The sequence below is a fragment of the Fusibacter sp. A1 genome, from assembly GCF_004125825.1.
Taxonomy (GTDB): domain Bacteria; phylum Bacillota; class Clostridia; order Peptostreptococcales; family Acidaminobacteraceae; genus QQWI01.
Map to the genome: position 1 here is coordinate 79,047 of NZ_QQWI01000005.1, position 20,045 is coordinate 99,091.

Here is a 20,045-nt window from a genome sequence, read left to right on the forward strand (position 1 = left end):
TGTCACAAACAAAGAAAGAATACATCTCAGAAAATTTATATGGCTTTCGGTCTTAGTTACAAAGTTGTAACTTGTTCGAAATGCCGATTTTTTCTCTTTTTTTATCGATGATGGCAGTGGCGCTGTTTGCACCATATAAATAATTTGATATATTAAATAATTTAAAACGCCATTGCGTAAACATTCTGAAAATTGCTCAAAATATTACGGTAATGTAGTAAACTATTTCTCGTAAGGCCAACTCAAAACAACTTCTAAGGGGGAGTAAAATGTTTAGAAAAATTACCGCATTACTTTTAGCTCTTGTCATGATGCTTAGTATGGCAGCATGTACAAGCACATCAGAAGCGAAGTCTTCAGACGAGTGGAAAATCGGTATCCTAACTGGTACTGTATCTCAAAATGAAGAAGAATACCGTGCTGCTGAAAATGTTGTAAAAAAATACGGTGAAGACAAGATCGTTGTTAAGACGTATCCTGACAAGTTCATGGATGAACAGGACACGACTATTTCAAACATCGTAGAACTTGCTTCAGATCCACAAATCAAAGCTCTTATTATCGTTCAAGCGGTTCCTGGCGTTTCTGCAGGTATCGAAAAAGCTAGAGAAATTCGCGGAGATGACTTACTGATTATCGCGGGCGTTCCTGGTGAAGATCCATCTATGATCGCTGATAAAGCGGACATCGTATTCGCACTTGACGAACTTACAATGGGTAAAGCGATTCCAGAACTTGTAAAAGAAATGGGCGGCACAACATTTGTTCATTATTCTTTCCCACGTCATATGTCTTACGCGCTTCTTGCAGCAAGACGTGACCTTTTCAAAGAAAACTGTGAAGCTTTAGGAATCGAATTTGTAGATGCTACTGCTCCAGACCCAACAGGTGATGCTGGCGTTCCTGGCGCTCAACAGTTCATTCTTGAAGATGTGCCTAGAATGGTTGCCAAATACGGTAAAGACACTGCATTCTTCTCAACAAACTGTTCAATGCAAGTACCTTTGATTGAAGCAGCACTTGAGCAAGGCGCTATGTTCCCACAACCTTGTTGTCCATCTCCAACACACGGATTCCCATCTGCGTTGGCACTTGAAATTGATGCTGACAAGACTGGCGACATGCCATACATCATCGACCAAATCTCTGCAGCAATCGCAGAAAAAGGCGGCGAAGGCAGATTCGGAACATGGGCGGTGCCAGTATCGATGATGTTCATCGAAGGCGGCGTTGAGTATGCGGTAGCATGGATCAACGGCGAAACTGATCCAGCAGCTGGCGCACTTGACATGGATGTGTTAAGAGCTAAGTTCGAAGGATACGCAAAAACAGAAATCAACATCGAAACGCTTACAGATAACGGCGTAACGTATGATAACTATTTAATGATTCTTTTAGATGCATACATCTTCTAAAAATTTGTTAAAAGCAAAGTAAACAATAATCAAGGTTGCCTATTCGGCAACCTTGACTTATGAAACTAAGGAATAAGGGGGATGCAAATGTACGCACTTGAAATGAAGGGGATTATCAAAGAGTATTATGGTAACCGCGTATTAAAAGGTGTGGATTTATGCGTAAAGCCAGGTGAAATTCACGCACTACTTGGGGAAAACGGTGCTGGTAAGTCGACCTTGATGAATATTTTATTTGGCATGCCGGTGATTCATGGTACTGGTGGGTTCCAAGGTGAAGTGAAAATGGGTGGGGAAGTCGTTGAGATCAAATCACCTATGGAAGCGATGGCACGCGGAATCGGTATGGTACACCAGGAGTTCATGCTTGTACCTGGATTTACGATTACTGAAAACATAAAACTCAACCGTGAGATAAAAAAACATAACATCGTATCAAGAATTACAAAAAATGAAAACCTGATGTCACTGGATATGCCTCAAATGAAAAAAGATGCAAAAAAAGCGATAGACACTCTTGGTCTTGATATTGAGGAATGGGCGCTTGTTTCAGGACTTCCTGTAGGTCACATGCAGTTTGTCGAAATAGCACGTGAAATAGATAAACTTGGAATCAAGATGCTTGTATTCGATGAACCGACCGCGGTACTTACAGAATCGGAAGCGGACAATCTGCTAAAAGCGATGAAGCACCTTGCCAGCACGGGTATTGGAATCCTGTTCATCACGCATCGTCTAGATGAGGTAATGGATGCGGCTGACTCAATCACAATCTTAAGAGATGGTGAACTGGTTGCGACAAGAATGAAGACGGACACAAACGTCCTTGAACTTGCAGAACTTATGGTAGGACGAAAAGTAGAAATGAAACGCAAATCGAATGAAACGCTGACAAACATGGCGTCACCGATTGTGTTGGAAATAAATGATTTACGTGTCAAAATGCCTGGTGAAGAAGTCAAAGGCGTTAACCTGCAGGTGAAAAAAGGTGAGATATTGGGCATTGGAGGTCTTGCTGGTCAAGGTAAGATAGGCATCGCCAACGGAATCATGGGTCTTTATGACTCAAAAGGTACTGTAAAGTTGAATCAAAAGGTCCTAGATATAAGTAATACGACAGCAGTACTAGATGCGGGTCTCGCATTTGTCTCTGAAGATAGAAGAGGAATCGGACTGCTTCTGGAGACTTCGATCGAAGATAATATCGCTATCTCTGCGATGAAAGTGAAACAGGAGTTTTTAAACCATTATGGTCCTGTCAAGTTAAGGGACAGCAAGACGATTAGAAAACACGCACTCGATATGATCAAGGATCTGGACATTCGTTGTACCGGACCTACACAGGCAACAAGAAGACTAAGTGGCGGAAACCAGCAAAAGGTGTGCGTCGCAAGAGCGCTTACACTTAATCCAGAAGTACTTTTTGTATCAGAGCCTACAAGAGGGATCGATATCGGCGCAAAAAAGTTAGTGCTTGACACGCTTGTCGAACTCAACGAGAAACATGGAATGACAATTGTGATGACTTCATCGGAACTTGCTGAACTCAGAACCATTTGCGACCGTATCGCGATTGTCTGTGAGGGTAAGGTAGAAGGGGTATTGGAACCGGACGCGTCCGATGTGGACTTTGGACTGATGATGTCAGGTGATTATCATAAAGTCAAAAGAGAAGGAGGTATAGCCTAGTGGAAATTAATCGTGAACGAATCACACTTGGTGACAGGTGGAAAAAACTGGCCTCTAGCTCGACTTTCCCGAGAATGATCATTACCCTATTCTTTGGATTAGTGTGCATTATGGCGATAGCTCAAGGGCTTCAGTTTCCACAATTGATGTCTAGCTCTCTTGGACGTTTTGGCATGAATGCAATTTTAGTGCTTGCGATGGTACCGGCGATTCAGTCGGGTATCGGACCTAACTTCGGACTACCCCTTGGTATCATCACAGGACTACTTGGTGCGCTTATCAGCGTTCAGCTAGGCTTTACCGGGATTTTCGGATTTGCGGCGGCTCAAGCGATCGCCCTACCTTTTTCGATTGGAGTAGGTATCCTGTTCGGTATGATGCTCAATCGTGTAAAAGGCTCTGAGATGATCGTATCCACTTATACTGGCTTCGCAGTGGTTTCACTCATGAGTATCGGTTGGATTTTCCTTCCCTTCACAGATGCTAGAATGAAATGGCCTTTAGGACCTGGTTTAAGAAACGTCATCTCTCTTGACGGCGTCTATGCTGGAATTCTGAATGATGCCTTTTCACTGAAGTTCCTTACTGAAAAAGCGTCAGGTAAGATGATAGTGCTCTTTAACCAGACGGAATCCTATTTGACACAAAACTATGATTCGACACTGTATGTGAACAACTTCAATATTCCGTTTTTACTGATCGCTGTCGTGTTCTTCGCATGTTACCTGATGTGGCTGTTTACAAAATCAAGAACAGGCATGATGCTTAAAGCTGCTGGTGACAATCCGAGATTTGCTAAGGCGAACGGAATCAATGTAGACAAATACAGAGTGCTTGGAACGACACTTTCTACGGTGCTTGCTGGTGCTGGAATCATCGTATTTTCGCAAAGCTACGGCTTTATGCAGTTGTATCAGGCACCGCTTATGGCGGCGTTCCCGGCTGTTGCTGCGATACTGATCGGTGGAGCGAGTGCGAAGCATGCGAAAATATCACATGTTTTGATCGGGGCTTTCCTGTTCCAAGGTCTTCTGACTATTTCGCTACCGGTTGCCAATGCGATGTATCCTGAAGGAAACTTATCAGAAATCCTCAGAATGATCGTTCAGAACGGCGTAATTCTTTATGCGCTGACTAAAGTAGGAGGGGAGAGCTAATGTCTGAATTTGTGAGTGTGCCATCAAAAGAGCTTTCTTTTAAAACTAAAGTAAAAAATTTCGTGATGCACCATATCGTGATGTTGATTTTCCTGACCATCTGTATCGCAGGTATCATCTTGGCGAATCAGTCTCCTTTTTACCTGGTGAGCCAGCTGCTTGAGCGTATTTCAAGGAATACCTTCCTTGTACTTGCACTAATTATCCCGGTAATCGCAGGGATGGGGCTCAACTTCAGTATCATCATCGGTGCCATGGCGGGGCAGATCGCTGTGGTGATCGCCAAAAACTTCGGTTTTGGCGGTGTCGGAGGCATGATCTTCGTTATGGCGGTTGCCGTTCCGATCGCTATTCTTTTCGGTATCCTGATCGGAAAACTGCTTAACAAGACACGTGGCCAGGAGATGATTGCAAGTATGATCGTCGGATTCTTTGCCAATGGATTGTATCAGCTGCTGTTTTTAGTATTCGTGGGACTTATCATTCCGATGAAGAACACGGATATCCTGTTGAGAACGGGAGTGGGCCTAAGAAATACGGTTGACCTTGCAGGTAAAAATCCTGTGAACGATATCGGTCTGACCAGCGACGGATTGAAGTATTCTATCGATTCCATCTGGAAGATGGGAATATTCAATATCATGTTCTTTGTGGGTTTGGTAGTATTCCTGTTCGCACTTGGATCAATGTTTAGAAATAACATTGCAGCTGCGCTAAGGCTTAAAGAGGATCATCTGATCACTCGAATCCTGACTCCTTCTAAAGAAAAATCAAAGAACGTTCAAATCATCGGTATGGCAATAGCCGCATTTTTCGCAATCTGGGGATTTGTCGTTCACTATTTGAAGATCGGATCACCGGACATCCTTATGATCAGATCGCTGAAGTTTCCGATTGTAACTGCTATCCTGATCGGTCTTGTTGCCTTATTTAATGTTATTATCCAAAAGACAAAGCTCGGCCAGGACTTTAGAACGGTAGGGCATGATCAGCACGTCGCGAAGATATCGGGTATTCAAGTTGATAAGGTGCGTGTCGTAGCGATTACGATTTCGACTGTGCTTGCGGCATGGGGACAAATCATTCTTCTACAAAATGTAGGTGTGTTAAATACCTACGGTTCGCATATGACCATCGGTCTTTTCTCTGTAGCGGCACTTCTTGTAGGTGGAGCATCGGTTTCTAAAGCGACGAACGGTCAGGCGTTTTTAGGTGTGCTTTTGTTCCATACCCTGTTCATCGTTTCGCCGACAGCCGGCAAGAACCTGTTTGGAGATCCTCAGATAGGAGAATTCTTCAGGGCCTTTGTCGCTTATGGAGTCATCGGCTTATCGCTTGGTCTTTATGCATGGAAAAGGGCGATGGCCAAAAGAAGTGCATGACGACTTGATTTAAGCGTTTGTTAAGGATATACTTAGAGGACCCGGTCTTTTGGGATCGGGTCTCTTTAAAAATAATGCTAAAATGAGTTTTTCTATTGACGAAGCTTTCTATGCGTGGTAGAATACTCTAGTAAATCAAAGCAGAACTTCGGTTCTCACCTTGCAAGACAATGTCTGCGGGTTAATCACACTTTACAAGCAGATTTTAAGTAGGTTCCTACTTCAGACCTGTGACTTCGTGTAATTAATCGAGCAGCCGAAAGCTGCTCGTTTTATATTGTAAACAAAGTATATTTAACGCAGGAGGTGTTAATATTAACAAGAAATTTGATCGTAGACCACCAGCAAAAAAAGATAACACAGAGCTTAACGAAGATATTCGTGACAGAGAAGTACGTCTGATTGGTGCGGATGGAGAAGCATTAGGGATTGTTGATGGGCGTGAAGCGCTTCGCTTAGCACAAGAACAAAAGCTTGACCTTGTAAAAATTGCACCAACAGCAAAACCTCCAGTTTGTAAAATCATGGATTACGGTAAACACCGCTATGAGAAGCAAAAGAAGGAAAAAGAAGCGCGCAAGAAGCAGAAGACTGTCACTCTTAAAGAAGTCAGACTTTCGCTAAATATTGAAAAGAACGACATGGAAACAAAAGCTAAAAACGCAATTAAGTTTCTACAAGCTGGCGATAAAGTAAAAGTATCACTAAGACTTCGTGGTCGTGAAATGGCTAACGCTGGTGCCGCTACTGAAGTAATCAACAGATTCCTTGAAGCTGTTGGTGAAGATTTAGCAACACTTGACGCTAGACCTAAACTTGAAGGACGTAGTGTAATCGCTATTTTATTACCAAAGAACTAAGTCGGAAGGAGGACTAAAGTTATGCCAAAAATGAAAACACATAGAGGTGCTGCAAAGCGCGTTAGAAAAACTGGTTCAGGAAAATTAAAACGCTCTCACGCATTCACTAGTCATATCTTAACTAAAATGACTACTAAAAGAAAAAGAAAACTTAGAAAATCAGGAATGATTTCTAAAGGCGACATGAAACGTGTAAAAACATTGGTTCCATATTTATAGAAATTTGATTAGAAGGAGGTATTTAGAATGCCAAGAATTAAAGGCGCGGTAAACGCGAAGAAAAAACATAAAAGAATACTTAAGATGGCTAAAGGTTACTACCAGTTAAAGTCAAAAGTATTTAGATCTGCTAACCCACAAGTACTAAGAGCCTTAAGATCTGCTTTCATCGGTAGAAAACTTAAGAAACGTGAGTTCAGAAAACTTTGGATCACTCGTATCAACGCTGCAGTTAGACCACACGGCTTGTCTTACTCAAAATTCATGCACGGTCTTAAGCTTGCTGATGTAAACATCAACAGAAAAATGCTTTCAGAAGTGGCTATCCACGACGCTGAAGGTTTTGCAAAACTTGTTGAAACTGCAAAAGCTAAATTAGGTTAGTTAAAACGTATAAATCCTCATGATAAGTCATGAGGATTTTTTGCGTGTATAGGAGAAATCGACTTGTATCTGAATATGGATACTTTCAGCAGTCGGCTAGCTCTTTTTCCCTTTAAATGGTATAATAAGCGGGATATCATTTTGGAGGTATTACATAATGAGTATTGTAAGTCTAATAGAAAGATCCAAACTGAAGCCGGCACAGGTTTTTGTCGTGGGCTTCGCAGCAATTATAATGATAGGAGCGATACTGCTCAATTTACCTATAGTCACGGTGTCCGGTGAAAGAATAGGTTTTGTCAACGCGCTGTTCACTGCCACATCGGCCGTGTGTGTGACAGGTCTTGTAGTCGTGGACACAGGGACTTACTGGAATGTGTTCGGGCAAAGTATCATTCTTCTTCTGATACAGATAGGCGGGCTTGGTTTCATGACCATGGCGACCCTGATTTCATTACTGATCGGCAGACGAATCTCGCTGCAGGGCAGGTTGCTGATGCAGGAATCCCTGAACCACTTTAACATATCAGGTGTCGTACGTCTGACAAAATATGTCGTTTTGATGACCTTTTTGATTGAAGCGGTGGGCGCCTTCTTGCTCTCATTCAAGTTCATACCCTTGTTCGGCAGGTCGAAAGGGATCTTCCTTAGTGTGTTTCACGCGGTGTCGGCCTTCTGTAACGCCGGATTTGATCTTATGGGTAATTTTACAAGCTTAACCGGTTTTGTAGACGATGTGTTTGTCAACACGGTCATTTCCCTTTTGATCATCATCGGTGGTCTAGGATTCGCCGTGATTCTTGATCTTTTAAAGTCAAGAAGCGTGAAGCGGTTGAGTCTGAACACCAAACTGGTTCTTTCCACATCCGCAGTACTTCTTCTTGCAGGTTTTGTGCTGACCTTGATCTTTGAATGGACGAATCCGGGTACTTTGGGTACACTTTCACTTAAAGGTAAGGCGCTCGGTGCGATGTTCGTCTCTGTGACGACTCGAACAGCCGGGTTCAACACGGTTCCGATGGAACTTTTAAGACCGAGCACCCTTATTCTCGCGATGGCGCTGATGTTTATCGGGGGTTCGCCCGGTTCGACTGCGGGTGGTATCAAGACCACTACGATAGCCCTTGTGTTCTATACGATCTATTCGGTTACACAGGGTAAGCAGGATACCGAGGTGTTTAGAAGAAGAATCAACAGAGATGCGATAAACAGGGCTCTTGCAGTGCTGGGTATAGGTATCACAGTCGTAGTCATCGTCATGATGGTCCTGTCCTTCACAGAACACGGGCAGTCACTGACGAGCATCATGTTTGAAACGTTTTCGGCGTATGGAACGGTTGGGCTTTCGATCGGTCTGTCCGGAAAATTATCACTGTTTGGAAAACTGATTGTTGCGGGTACGATGTTCATGGGAAGACTCGGTGGACTTACAATCGTATTTGCACTTGCCAATAGACAAAGGGCCCATACGGCCAATTTAAAATATCCTGAAGAAAAAGTGACGGTAGGTTAGGGAGAATTTGATGAAAAAACAATTTGTAATTCTTGGAACAGGCCGATTCGGCTCGAGTATTGCCATGAAACTCATGGATCTAGGCGCTGAGGTGATGGTGGTGGATAAGGACGAGGACATCATTCAGAGTATGGCGGATAAGGTTACTTATGCTGTACAGGCCGATGTCACCGATGAAAACTCGATTCAGGCACTGGGTATCAGAAACTTTGATACTGCCGTCGTCACAATCGGTGACGATATCCAGTCGTCGATTCTTGTGACGCTGATGGTCAAGGAACTTGGACTCAAGAGGATCATCGCAAAAGCGCAAACGGAGCTTCATGCCAAGGTGCTTTATAAGATCGGCGCGGACCGTGTGGTCTTCCCTGAGCGTGAGATGGGCATCAGGGTCGCCAAGAACCTGATGTCGTCAAACTTCATGGATTTCATCGAACTCGCTCCCGATTACAGTATCGTTGAAATCGCGCCTCTTAACGATTGGTTGGGTCAAACACTCCTTAGCCTCGATATCAGAGGTAAGTTCGGCCTTAACGTCATGGCGATAAGAAAAGGAACCGACATCAACATTTCGGTGATGGCTAATGATGTCATCGAAGCCGGCGACATCATGGTTGTGATCGGACATAACGACGATTTGAGAAAATTGGAAGGAAACTGATATGCTCATCGCCTCCAATCAGAATAAGCAGTACAAATGGCTGAAGTCATTGACTAAAAAGAAATACAGAGAACGCGAAAACGTGCTGCTCATAGAGGGACGCAGGATGGTGCAGCACGCGCTTGAGGTGGGAATAAAGCCTAAGTTGATTGCTGTAAGCGAAGCCCATCAAGACGAGTACGCTGATTTCAGTGTTGATTTTGTATTTAAAGGTGACTTGTTCGAGTCAATCACAGACACGGTCAATTCACAGGGCATCTTGGCTGTGCTCGAACTGTCTGTGATCGAACAGCTTGAAAAACCTGAAGGTAGACACGTGGTGGTCTGCGACAATATCCAGGACCCGGGAAACCTTGGAACGATCATTAGGACTTGTGATGCGCTTGGTATCTACGAAGTGTATCTGACCAAGGGCTGCGTGGATCCCTATAGCGCCAAGGTGCTCAGATCGACGATGGGGTCGCTCTTTAAGGTCTCGATATTTAAAAACTGGGATGCTGTCGAGCTGATGAACCTGCTTCATGAGCACGAGTACCATGTCGTCGCAACAGCCCTTAAGAACAGCGTTTCGATTGTCGATTTCAAGCCTGAAGACCCGGTCGCCATCGTCTTTGGTAACGAGGGCAACGGAGTCAGTGAGGAAGTGCTCGACTTGATTGATACTGCGGTGCATATTCCCATGGTAGGGAGTGCCGAATCGCTCAATGTAGGTGTGGCGGCAGGAATAGCGCTCTATCATCTAAATACGTATTGCGCAGGCAAACCGACTGTGCTATAATCAAACAATCAATAGTTATGACTGAGAGAGTAAGTTGTTTAACGGGTCAAGAGAGAAGCTGGTTGGTGAAAAGCTTTCCTAGAGAACAAGTGAAGTTCACTCACGAGCTGTGTTCCTGAACGAGTAGTAGGGAATGCCGGGTTACACCGTTAACTGTAATCAAGAGACCGCTACGGCGGTAATTTGGGTGGTACCGCGGAAGTTACACTTCGTCCCTATTTGGGATGGAGTGTTTTTTTATTTTCTTAAGGAGGTCAAGTATGAAAGAACGGTTAGAGGCACTTTTAGCACTTGCTAAAGTAGAAATCGTCAGTGTGGAAGATTCGGTTACGCTTCAGAACTTTAGGGTTAAGTTCTTAGGTAAAAAAGGCGAACTTACTGCGATTATGAAAGAAATGGGCAAACTTTCCAGTGAAGAACGCCCAGTCATCGGACAAGTGGCCAATGAAGTCAGAAACGGAATTGAAGCCCTTATCGCCGATAAGGCCGAGGGGATCCACAAGAAGGAGCTAAACGCGAAGTTTGAAGGCGAAAGCCTAGATGTGACGTTACCAGCAAAGCAAAGCCAGTCAGGCACCTTCCATCCCTTATATAATGTACTTGATGAGATCAAATCGATCTTTATCGGAATGGGCTATGGCATTGCCGAAGGCCCTGAAGTGGAGACGGTATACAATAATTTTGACGCGCTTAACGCACCGATAGACCATCCGTCACGCAGTGAGTCGGATACGTTTTATATCACGGACAACTTGCTTCTTAGGACGCAAACTTCTCCTGTGCAGATTCGTACGATGATGAACGGAGAGCCGCCGATCAAGGTGATCTCGCCAGGGAGATGCTTTAGAAAAGATGAAATCGATGCGACTCATTCACCGATGTTCCACCAGATAGAAGGTCTGATGGTAGCGAAAGATGTGACAATGAGCGATTTAAAAGGAACGCTGAATACTTTTGTAAAAGAACTGTTTGGTGACAATGTAAGAACAAAGTTCAGACCTCACTTTTTCCCGTTTACTGAGCCAAGCGGCGAAATGGACGTTTCGTGCTTCAAATGTGGTGGAGACGGATGCAGGTTCTGCGGCGGAAGCGGCTGGATCGAAATTTTAGGCTGCGGAATGGTTCACCCGAACGTGTTGAAGGAATGTGGTATCGACCCTGAGATCTACACGGGTTTCGCATTCGGAATGGGGCTTGACCGAATTACGATGCTTAAATACGAAATTGACGATATCAGACATCTGTTCGAGAACGATGTCCGTTTCTTACAACAATTTTAGGAGGTTGCGATGTTAGTACCAGTTAAGTGGTTGAATGAATATGTTGATATCTCTACTATCGACATTAAACTATTGGAAGACAGACTTGTGATGACAGGCTCGAACACCGAAGGCGTTGCCGATTTGAAAGCCAATGCAAGCAGTGTCGTTGTCGGTCATATCACAAGCATCGTGCAGCACCCTAATGCCGATAAATTAGTGGTATGTCAAGTGGATATAGGAGCAGATGCACCTATTCAAATCGTGACAGGCGCTAAAAACATGGTGACAGGCGATTATGTGCCGGTTGCCCTTCACGGTGCCGTTCTTGCTGACGGATTAGTGATTAAAAAGGGAAAACTCAGAGGCGAAGCGTCAGAAGGCATGTTCTGCTCCCTTCAGGAGCTGGGCTTCGATGATAAGGTGATTCCAAAGGAATTCGCAGACGGTCTTCTGATCCTGGATAAGCCGTATCCTCTTGGACAAGGCATTTTTGAAGCTATCGGGCTAGACGACCATGTGATCGAGTTTGAGATTACTCCAAACAGACCGGACTGCCTGTCGATGATAGGGATGGCTAGGGAAGCTGCCGCTTCATTCGGACTTGGTTTCAAGGCACCAGACACCACGATCAAAAGTGAAGTGGAAAATATAAAGGACTATGCTAAAATAAGCGTCCTGGCGGCGGATAAGTGCCCTCGTTACGCGTGTAGGGTGGTTAAGGATGTTACGGTTGCTTCTTCTCCCCAGTGGTTGCAATCAAAATTGATAAAAGCGGGAATGAGACCGATCAACAATATCGTGGACATCACCAATTATGTCCTACTTGAGTACGGTCAACCGATTCATGCCTTTGATCTGGATAATTTAAGCGGTAGAGAAATCATCGTAAGAAACGCAAATGACGGTGAGGTGCTCACTACCCTTGATGATCAGGAAAGAAAGCTTGATGAAAGCATGCTTGTGATCGCAGACGGTGAAAAAGCGGTTGCCATAGCAGGTGTGATGGGCGGAGGCAATTCAGAAGTCAGCCCTGAGACAAAGACGCTTTTGATCGAGGTGGCAAACTTCAACAAGTCGTCAATCAGAGAGACATCTAAGAAGATCGGTCTTCGTACGGAGGCGTCTGCAAGATTCGAGAAAGGCGTCAGTCCGGAGCTGGTGATCGACGCACTTAACAGAGTCTGCAATTTGATCGAACTCTTGGGAGCAGGTCAAATCGTCGGCGGAATACTGGACGAATATCCTGTCAAACAGGTCATCAAGCCGGTCGTTGTTAGACCGGCTAGGATCAATAAGGTGCTAGGCACTGATCTTACAGCGCTTGAGATCATAGAGATACTTGAGACTTTAGGGTGCGGTATCGAAACAAATTCAGGCAGTAATATGAACATCATCGGATCGAGCTTTAACGAGATCAGTGTGAAACCGCCTTACTATAGAATGGATCTTGTAAGCGAGATTGATTTTGTAGAAGAAGTGGGTCGTATCTTCGGTTACGATAAAATCAACTCTACACTACCAAACGACCACGCGATCGGTCAGCTGACTCAAAGACAAAGCGCTGAGCAAAAGGTGCGTAGCGCGCTTACCGGTGCGGGTCTTAGTGAAATCTGCACCTACTCCTTCATCAGTCCTAAGACGCTTGACCTACTCAATATCGACAGCGACAGCGAAATCAGAAAGACTGTGATGATCAGAAACCCATTAGGTGAGGAGTTCAGCATGATGCGACCTACCCTGATGGCGAACATGCTACAGGTCATGAGCAGAAACATCAAGCGCCAGGCGGATGAAGTGAAGCTATATGAGGTTGGTAACGTCTTTTTACCTAAGGAATACCCGGTGACTGGCGAACCGATCGAAAAGCGTAAAGTGATTGTCGGCGTGGCTGGCGAGCATGAGGACTTCTTCACACTAAAAGGAGCTGTTGAAACTCTCCTTAGCAGAATCAAGGTGAGCGGTGTCACTTATAGCACTGAGAAGAACGAGTCTACTTTCCACCCAGGAAGATGTGCGAACATCCTATTGAACAATGAGGTGATCGGCATCATGGGTGAGGTGCATCCTGCGGTTCAGGACGCCTACGAAGTAAGCAAAAGACTCTATCTTGCAGAATTCGACTTTGACGCGGTGGTTGCCGCATCTGAGTCGGACAAGCTGTTTACAGCGCTTCCTAAGTTCCCTACGGCTACAAGGGACATAGCAATCACCATCTCTAAAGAGGTACTCAACCAAGAGGTGCTCGACGTGATTTTAAAACACGGCGGCGACTTGTTGGAATCGGTCAAGCTCTTCGATGTTTATGAAGGCGAGCAAATCGAAGCCGGTAAAAAATCGATGGCGTATGCCCTTAGCTTTAGAGCGGCGGACAGAACGCTTGTCGAGGAAGATATCACCGGTTCTTTCGAAAAAATCAGAATCGCTCTTGAAGAGACACTTAAGGCTGAAATCAGATAATTCAATATAAAGACATCAGAGTAGACAAGGTCATCAGTGACTTTGTCTACTTTTTTTAGGTGTCATCGGCTGTTAGGGTGAATTAGTGTGACAAATACGTGATTTTTTGAGATAAGCCATTCCAATGCTTCTATTTGCTTGGTATAATGAGTAAGATAGCAACAAATCTAACTATATGTGAAATAGGAGCGTCCATATGTCGTCTAAAAATAGAGTCGAAGTTAAAATATTGGGTCAAGAGTATAAGTTGGTAAGCGATGATTCACGCGAATATATGCAAAGTCTTGCAAACTATGTAGATGACCGCATGCTTGAAATTGCAGAATCGAATAAAAAACTGTCTACTGCGATGACTGCCGTTTTGACTGCGCTTAATATTGGAGATGACTATTTTAAATTAAAGATGGAAAACGATACGCTTAAAAAGCGTATGACCAATCCCATGTTCGATATGGACAACACGAAGCAAAAGCTTGTCAATTTCAACACGGAGCTTGAAAAGCGAAATAAGGAATACGAAGTGATGATCGCCAAGGTGGAGGAACTGCTTGAAAGTTCAAGCGTTTACGAAGAAGAGCTCGAAGCGCTTAAGGAAAAACTGAATATTTTAAGTTATGAACTGGATACCAAAGAAAAGCGTATTATCGAGTCGGACTATACGATCAAGAATTTAGAGAGTCAGATTATAGATATTAAAAGAGGTAAACGTGATTCAATCACGATAACAGACGAAGATTAACGAACCCTCGGCGGCGCTAATAAGTGTTAGCCGAGGATTTTTATTAGGAGGCACTTATGCACGAACTTTTAGCACCGGTAGGAAATTTTGAAATGCTTATGGCCGCGATCGACGGCGGTGCCGATGCGGTTTTCCTGTCTGGCCCACAGTACGGCGCAAGGGCCAAGCAAGCGAACTTTTCAGAAGAGGATTTGATCAAGGCGATTGAAATCGCACATGACTATGACGTCTCTGTGATGGTTACGCTCAACACGCTGATAAAGGAACATGAGTTTGAAGCATGCAAAACCTATATCGGATGGCTATATGAGATTGGCGTTGACGCCCTGATCGTGCAAGACTTAGGTGTGATCAACTATGCGAGAACCGCCTTTAAGGATATGGAACTCCATGGTAGTACCCAGATGGCCGTATATGATATAAACGGTGTAAAGGCTGCAAAAGCCCTTGGTCTTTCAAGAGTGGTCGTAGCAAGAGAAACGCCTCTTAGTGTGGTGAAGGAAATGCTTGGTGTTGAAGGGATCGAGCTCGAGGTTTTTGTGCATGGCGCCTTGTGTTACGGTTATTCGGGCCAGTGTCTCTTAAGCAGTGTACAAGGAGGCCGCAGTGGAAACAGAGGGCAATGCGCCCAACCCTGCAGGCTCAAGTATAGTCTGGACGGCAGCAACCCCAACTATGCGATGAGTATGAAGGATTTGAGCACGATTGACGGAATCGATGCCTTAAAAGCGCTTGATATCGCTTGCTTTAAAATCGAGGGAAGATTGAGGCACCCGGATTACGTCTATCACACGGTAAAGGCTTATCGCAGCGCGATCGACGGCGTAGGTGATGAACTGCTTGACACGCTTAAAGACAAGATGTTCAAGGCCTTTAACAGGGACTATACGGGCGGACATCTGTTAAACGATTCAAAAAAACTGAATTTCGACCTTGGAACGAACAAGGGTGAGTATATAGGAAAGACGCTGGAGTCGAGATCGAAGTTTAAACTGAAGATTAAACTGGAGAACGCGATCTACAAAGGCGACGGATTAAAAATAATTATAGACGATCATTCCAAAGGCATCGAGGTCTTTAACATATATACTAAAGAAGGTGTGAAAACATCAGCCGAAGAAGGGGAGTACGTCGAAATAGATTTTAACGGCAAAGTCGGCAAGGGATGCGTGGTATTTAGGACACGGTCTGCAAAACTTACAGAGGACCGACTTGAAGCCGGTGCCAAGAAGATGCCGCTCGCACTTAGACTGACGGTTGATAATGACCTGAACATGACTCTGCATGCGAGCGCATATCATGAATCGGTATCGGTTACGAGCCCTGAAAAGGCGCAAATCGCCAACAATAGGCCTGCAGATAAAGAAAGCCTTAGGCAGAACCTTGAAAAACTTGGAGGCACACCTTTTAAACTGGTGGACTTCGAGTTTGAGTCTGAACATGAGCTGTTTATTCCAAAAAGTGTAGTCAACGAACTTAGACGCCTTGCGATCGACGAACTCTTAAGAATCCACCGCATGCGATACCTTCGAGTTTTAGGTGAGAATGTCCCACAAGAGACAATCGTACCTTCTTTCAACGAGAAGGTGCACTGTTACGTTTCGTCGCAGGAGCAGATCGATAGCTTACAAGGAATATTGCAAGTGGATCTTTTCTCTTATGACCCGGCGCTGGTTACAGCAAACGATGGGGTTGTAAGTCAAGCGATAAGACCCTTTAGCAACATGATCAGCAAACTTGTGAACGAACGGGCGATCAGTGTATCGAACATAGGTCACAAAGAGGTGTGCAGTAATGCGAAGATTTATGATTTTCATAGTACGGTGATGAACGGCTACGCTTTTTACCAGCTATCGAAACTTGGCATTGAGGATATCACATGGTCTGTGGAGCTAACGGCAGACGAGGTGATCCGATCGATTAAGAAGTATGGCGGCAGAGCCTTTGCCTACGGCAAGGTCCCTGTGATGTATACAAGAACCTGCCCCATGAAAGAAAAGGGTCAAGACTGCAAAACATGTGAGGAGCACTTTACGCTAAGGCAGAAGAACCACGGTACGCTTCATGTGACCTGTGCGAACCGCGTGCTTCAATATTTGACAGAACAGCCTCTTGTAAGAAACGAGTTATGGATGGAACATGCTATTCCTGTAAGCGTCTTCTTCACCGATGAGACAGAGGTGCAGATAGAACAGATCATCCACGCAATTCTAAATCACGAACCCCTAACACTGGATAAATTAAACGCATATGAGCAACCGATTAAGTAAAGGTGAGTCAGATGAATGAAAAAAGTTTGCGCGTACTCGAGTACGCTAAAATAAAGAACATGGTCAGGGAGTACTGCGTCTCAAACCATGCGAAAAAAACAGTCGATGAGCTGATGCCGTCGACTGAGGTGGAGGATGTCGTCAACTGGCAGGCAGAAACCACAGAAGCGTCGCGAGTGCTTCTGAAATCCAGCAATATCCATATGGGCCGAATCGGGGAACTTGAAGAGTATTTGAAAATCGCATCCATCGGTTCGACACTCTTTAACAGGTCGCTGCTTGAAATTGGCGACACCCTTAGGACGGCGAGGCTGTTAAAAAAATACATCGAAAGGCAACCTGATGAGACACTAGATATTCCAGTATTGCTTGGCTATTCAGGTCAGATGTATGAGTTTAAAACTATAGAAGAAGCTATCGAGCGTTGTATTATTTCAGATACGGAGATGTCTGACAACGCATCGGCAAAGCTAAGGCAGATAAGAAAATCGATCGACAGCAAGCATGCGCAAATAAGGTCGAGGCTTGATAAGATCGTTTCTTCGGACTCGATGCAAAAATACCTTCAAGATGCGCTTGTGACCATCAGACAGGACCGATTCGTCATCCCTGTCAAGTCGGAGCACAAGTCGCATATCAAAGGTCTAGTGCACGACCAGTCGGCAAGTGGAGCCACTTTTTATATCGAACCGATGGAAATTGTTGAACTCAACAATCAGCTCAGAGAACTCGGTATCGACGAGCAAAGGGAAATCGAAAGAATTCTTTTAGAACTGACAGGCATGGTGGCAGAGCATGTCGATGCGATCAGAAGCACCTATGAGGCGCTTGTGCATTTGGATTTTGTTTTTGCAAAAGCCAAGCTGTCGGTGAAGATGAGAGCGGTCGAGCCTGTGTTAAGCGAGACGCCCTACATAAGAATCAAAAACGGAAAACATCCTCTTATACCGAGCGATGAGGTAGTACCGACCAACTTCTATCTGGGAGACAGTTTTGAATCCCTACTGATCACAGGTCCCAACACCGGGGGTAAGACGGTAACGATAAAAACGGTCGGACTGTTTTCGCTTATGTATCAGAGCGGACTACACGTTCCTGCCGACCACGGAACCACCATGCCGATTTTAAGCGCAGTCTATGCGGATATCGGCGATGAACAGTCTATCGAGCAAAGTCTGTCGACTTTCTCATCGCATATGACCAACATCGTGGATATTCTGGACCATGTCAGTCCTAACTGTCTGGTTCTATTTGACGAACTCGGAGCCGGTACCGATCCAACTGAGGGGGCGGCGCTAGCCATGGCCATATTGAAGTATGTAAAGGCCTGCGGAGCGTTAAGTGTTGCAACTACCCACTATTCTGAATTAAAACAATTTGCGCTCACCAACGAAGGTTTTGAAAACGCGTCGGTGGAGTTTGATGTGGAGACGTTGTCGCCGACCTATCGTCTTTTGATCGGTGTGCCAGGAAAATCAAACGCATTTGAAATAAGCAGAAAGCTGGGTTTAAACCATCATATAATCGAGAGTGCGGGCCACTTTATCGATAACGACAGCATCGAATTTGAAGAGATCCTACATGCTATCGAGGAAAATCGTAAAGCCTCCGAATCGGATAGGGATACGGCTATCAGACTGAGGATGGACGCTGAAAAATTAAAAGAACGTATGGAAAAGGCAGAGCATAAGATCAGGGACCAAAGGGACAAGGTACTAAGAGAAGCGAAGCTTGAAGCCAAAGGCTTATTGAAAGCAGCCAAAGACGAAGCGGACACCTTGGTCAAAGAGATCAGATCCATGAAGTCGGCGACCAACATAGATAATAAGCGACTCGACGAAATCAGAAAAAATTTGAAGTCGAAGTCGGATCAGATGAACACAGGGCTGATGATCGGCGACCAGATGAACGGCGATGTGCCAGATTCCTTTAAGCTCGGTCAAAGCGTTATGGTCACGACGCTCGGTCAAAAGGGCGCCATTGTGGAGCTGCCGGATGACAAGAACATGGTCCAGGTGCAAGTGGGCATCATGCGCATGAGTGTGAAGGTAGACGATTTACGTACTATAGAGGAGCCAAAGGCTGCCATCAAAAAAAGCATCTATTCTCCTGCAAAAGGCAAGGCCAAGGGAGAACGTGCGATAAAAAGCACATCGATAAGAAATGAAGTGGACCTTAGAGGCCAAAACCTAGATGAGGCGATGATGGCGCTTGACAAGTATCTGGATAACGCGATGCTTTCGAGCCTCGAACAGGTGACAGTCATCCACGGTGTGGGAACTGGCGTCTTGAAGAAAGGCTTGACGGAGTTTATGCGAAAGCATCCTCATGTCAAGTCGCAAAGACCTGGCGCATACGGCGAAGGTGGAGCGGGTGTAACGATTGTGGAGCTGAAATAGGTCTGAATATGTTCATGTATTGTTCATAACTGCCTAGTAAACTCATTTTATGAGAGGTAAGAATGATGACAAAAAAGAATGTAGCTCCGTATATCATAGGAATCAATGTACTGGTATTTGTGATCATGTTTATCACAGATCCGTCAATCAGCTCAACGACACTGATTAATTTTGGTGCCAAGTTCAATTACCATATCGTCGAGGGACAGTGGTGGAGATTTGTAACTGCGATGTTCCTGCATCTGGATTTCATGCATATCCTGTTCAACATGGCCGCGCTCTTTATTTTAAGCAGGCCCCTTGAGCACTTGTTTGGCAAAGTGAAGTTCATCGCAATCTACATGCTGTCGGGCATTGGTGGTGTAGCACTTAGTTTCGCCTTTAACAACAGCCTGTCCGCTGGGGCCTCAGGAGCCATTTTCGGCCTTCTTGGAGCACACCTGTACCTATATTTTAGAAACAAGGACGCCTACCGTATGATCTTCGGGTATGACTTCCTGCTACTGATAGGAATCAACCTTGTCTATGGCTTTGTCAATCCGGGTATCGACAATCTCGGACATCTGGGCGGACTGTTTGCAGGCTTTGGAGCAGCCCACCTGCTTGGGATAAATAAGGAACCGATCAACATGAAAAAGGGACTTGCCGTCTTCTTGAGCATCTTCATCGCCATGTCGTCTTCTGTTGTGATCAAGTACAACCAGTATACGGGATCTGCCAACTACTACTACGTAAAAGTGATCGATCTGGCGTCTAAGGGGCAAAACGATGAGGCGATCGCCGCCTTGATAGAAGGCTACACGCTTCATCCTAGCAGTCCTGAACTGCAAAAGTTGATAGAAAGCTTGCAGTAGTTTTAA

General features: G+C 44.9%; 16 protein-coding genes and 1 other annotated feature. All 16 genes read left to right on the forward strand.

The genetic code is table 11. The features are described 5' to 3' along the window. Positions 1-269 precede the first annotated feature (269 nt). Positions 270-1,415 carry a DUF3798 domain-containing protein gene (locus tag DWB64_RS07975; protein WP_129487693.1) on the forward strand — a complete coding sequence of 382 codons (1,146 nt, stop codon included), beginning with the start codon at positions 270-272 and terminating at the stop codon, positions 1,413-1,415. An 87-nt stretch (positions 1,416-1,502) separates the two neighbouring features. Beyond that, positions 1,503-3,104: a sugar ABC transporter ATP-binding protein gene (locus tag DWB64_RS07980; RefSeq protein WP_348983817.1), complete on the forward strand. Its 1,602-nt coding sequence runs from the start codon at positions 1,503-1,505 to the stop codon at positions 3,102-3,104. After that, positions 3,104-4,261, forward strand: a complete 1,158-nt coding sequence (locus tag DWB64_RS07985) for an ABC transporter permease (RefSeq protein ID WP_243118960.1) — start codon at positions 3,104-3,106, stop codon at positions 4,259-4,261. The genes DWB64_RS07980 and DWB64_RS07985 overlap by 1 nt, the downstream gene beginning before the upstream one ends. Continuing rightward, positions 4,261-5,643 carry an ABC transporter permease gene (locus DWB64_RS07990; protein WP_129487695.1) on the forward strand — a complete coding sequence of 461 codons (1,383 nt, stop codon included), beginning with the start codon at positions 4,261-4,263 and terminating at the stop codon, positions 5,641-5,643. Before DWB64_RS07985 ends, DWB64_RS07990 begins: the two co-directional genes overlap by 1 nt. 314 nt (positions 5,644-5,957) lie before the next feature. Next, complete coding sequence (gene infC, locus DWB64_RS07995) at positions 5,958-6,503, forward strand: translation initiation factor IF-3 (RefSeq protein ID WP_129487696.1); 546 nt, start codon at positions 5,958-5,960, stop codon at positions 6,501-6,503. Positions 6,504-6,524: 21 nt separating this feature from the next. Beyond that, positions 6,525-6,722, forward strand: coding sequence for a 50S ribosomal protein L35 (gene rpmI / locus DWB64_RS08000; RefSeq protein ID WP_129487697.1), 198 nt, complete (start codon positions 6,525-6,527; stop codon positions 6,720-6,722). A 27-nt stretch (positions 6,723-6,749) separates the two neighbouring features. Further along, on the forward strand, positions 6,750-7,106 hold the full coding sequence (gene rplT, locus DWB64_RS08005) for a 50S ribosomal protein L20 (protein WP_129487698.1): 357 nt from the start codon (positions 6,750-6,752) through the stop codon (positions 7,104-7,106). Between the two features lie 157 nt (positions 7,107-7,263). Next, entirely contained in the window at positions 7,264-8,619 is a 1,356-nt protein-coding gene (locus tag DWB64_RS08010; protein ID WP_129487699.1) for a TrkH family potassium uptake protein, read from the forward strand. Between the two features lie 7 nt (positions 8,620-8,626). Beyond that, positions 8,627-9,280, forward strand: coding sequence for a TrkA family potassium uptake protein (locus DWB64_RS08015; protein WP_129487700.1), 654 nt, complete (start codon positions 8,627-8,629; stop codon positions 9,278-9,280). A gap of 1 nt (position 9,281) precedes the next feature. Further along, entirely contained in the window at positions 9,282-10,058 is a 777-nt protein-coding gene (locus DWB64_RS08020) for an RNA methyltransferase (protein WP_129487701.1), read from the forward strand. Positions 10,059-10,066: 8 nt separating this feature from the next. Beyond that, positions 10,067-10,278, forward strand: a binding site (T-box leader). Between the two features lie 40 nt (positions 10,279-10,318). Then, positions 10,319-11,338, forward strand: coding sequence for a phenylalanine--tRNA ligase subunit alpha (gene pheS / locus DWB64_RS08025; RefSeq protein ID WP_129487702.1), 1,020 nt, complete (start codon positions 10,319-10,321; stop codon positions 11,336-11,338). A gap of 9 nt (positions 11,339-11,347) precedes the next feature. Next, positions 11,348-13,777 carry a phenylalanine--tRNA ligase subunit beta gene (pheT, locus tag DWB64_RS08030; protein WP_129487703.1) on the forward strand — a complete coding sequence of 810 codons (2,430 nt, stop codon included), beginning with the start codon at positions 11,348-11,350 and terminating at the stop codon, positions 13,775-13,777. A gap of 196 nt (positions 13,778-13,973) precedes the next feature. Next, positions 13,974-14,516: a cell division protein ZapA gene (locus tag DWB64_RS08035; RefSeq protein ID WP_129487704.1), complete on the forward strand. Its 543-nt coding sequence runs from the start codon at positions 13,974-13,976 to the stop codon at positions 14,514-14,516. A gap of 56 nt (positions 14,517-14,572) precedes the next feature. Beyond that, on the forward strand, positions 14,573-16,786 hold the full coding sequence (locus DWB64_RS08040) for a U32 family peptidase (RefSeq protein WP_129487705.1): 2,214 nt from the start codon (positions 14,573-14,575) through the stop codon (positions 16,784-16,786). 11 nt (positions 16,787-16,797) lie between these two features. Continuing rightward, a complete protein-coding gene (locus DWB64_RS08045; RefSeq protein WP_129487706.1) occupies positions 16,798-19,185 on the forward strand; it encodes an endonuclease MutS2 in 2,388 nt (795 codons plus the stop codon). Between the two features lie 62 nt (positions 19,186-19,247). Next, positions 19,248-20,039: a rhomboid family intramembrane serine protease gene (locus DWB64_RS08050; RefSeq protein WP_129487707.1), complete on the forward strand. Its 792-nt coding sequence runs from the start codon at positions 19,248-19,250 to the stop codon at positions 20,037-20,039. Positions 20,040-20,045 lie beyond the last annotated feature (6 nt).

Excerpts from the sequence above, each read along its gene's own strand:
- DWB64_RS08045 (WP_129487706.1), top strand. The coding sequence starts at position 16,798 with ATGAATGAAAAAAGTTTGCGCGTACTCGAGTACGCTAAAATAAAGAAC.
- DWB64_RS08050 (WP_129487707.1), top strand. The coding sequence starts at position 19,248 with ATGATGACAAAAAAGAATGTAGCTCCGTATATCATAGGAATCAATGTA.
- DWB64_RS07975 (WP_129487693.1), top strand. The coding sequence starts at position 270 with ATGTTTAGAAAAATTACCGCATTACTTTTAGCTCTTGTCATGATGCTT.
- DWB64_RS08040 (WP_129487705.1), top strand. The coding sequence starts at position 14,573 with ATGCACGAACTTTTAGCACCGGTAGGAAATTTTGAAATGCTTATGGCC.
- DWB64_RS07980 (WP_348983817.1), top strand. The coding sequence starts at position 1,503 with ATGTACGCACTTGAAATGAAGGGGATTATCAAAGAGTATTATGGTAAC.
- rpmI (WP_129487697.1), top strand. The coding sequence starts at position 6,525 with ATGCCAAAAATGAAAACACATAGAGGTGCTGCAAAGCGCGTTAGAAAA.
- DWB64_RS07990 (WP_129487695.1), top strand. The coding sequence starts at position 4,261 with ATGTCTGAATTTGTGAGTGTGCCATCAAAAGAGCTTTCTTTTAAAACT.
- DWB64_RS08010 (WP_129487699.1), top strand. The coding sequence starts at position 7,264 with ATGAGTATTGTAAGTCTAATAGAAAGATCCAAACTGAAGCCGGCACAG.
- pheS (WP_129487702.1), top strand. The coding sequence starts at position 10,319 with ATGAAAGAACGGTTAGAGGCACTTTTAGCACTTGCTAAAGTAGAAATC.
- DWB64_RS08035 (WP_129487704.1), top strand. The coding sequence starts at position 13,974 with ATGTCGTCTAAAAATAGAGTCGAAGTTAAAATATTGGGTCAAGAGTAT.
- rplT (WP_129487698.1), top strand. The coding sequence starts at position 6,750 with ATGCCAAGAATTAAAGGCGCGGTAAACGCGAAGAAAAAACATAAAAGA.
- pheT (WP_129487703.1), top strand. The coding sequence starts at position 11,348 with ATGTTAGTACCAGTTAAGTGGTTGAATGAATATGTTGATATCTCTACT.
- DWB64_RS08020 (WP_129487701.1), top strand. The coding sequence starts at position 9,282 with ATGCTCATCGCCTCCAATCAGAATAAGCAGTACAAATGGCTGAAGTCA.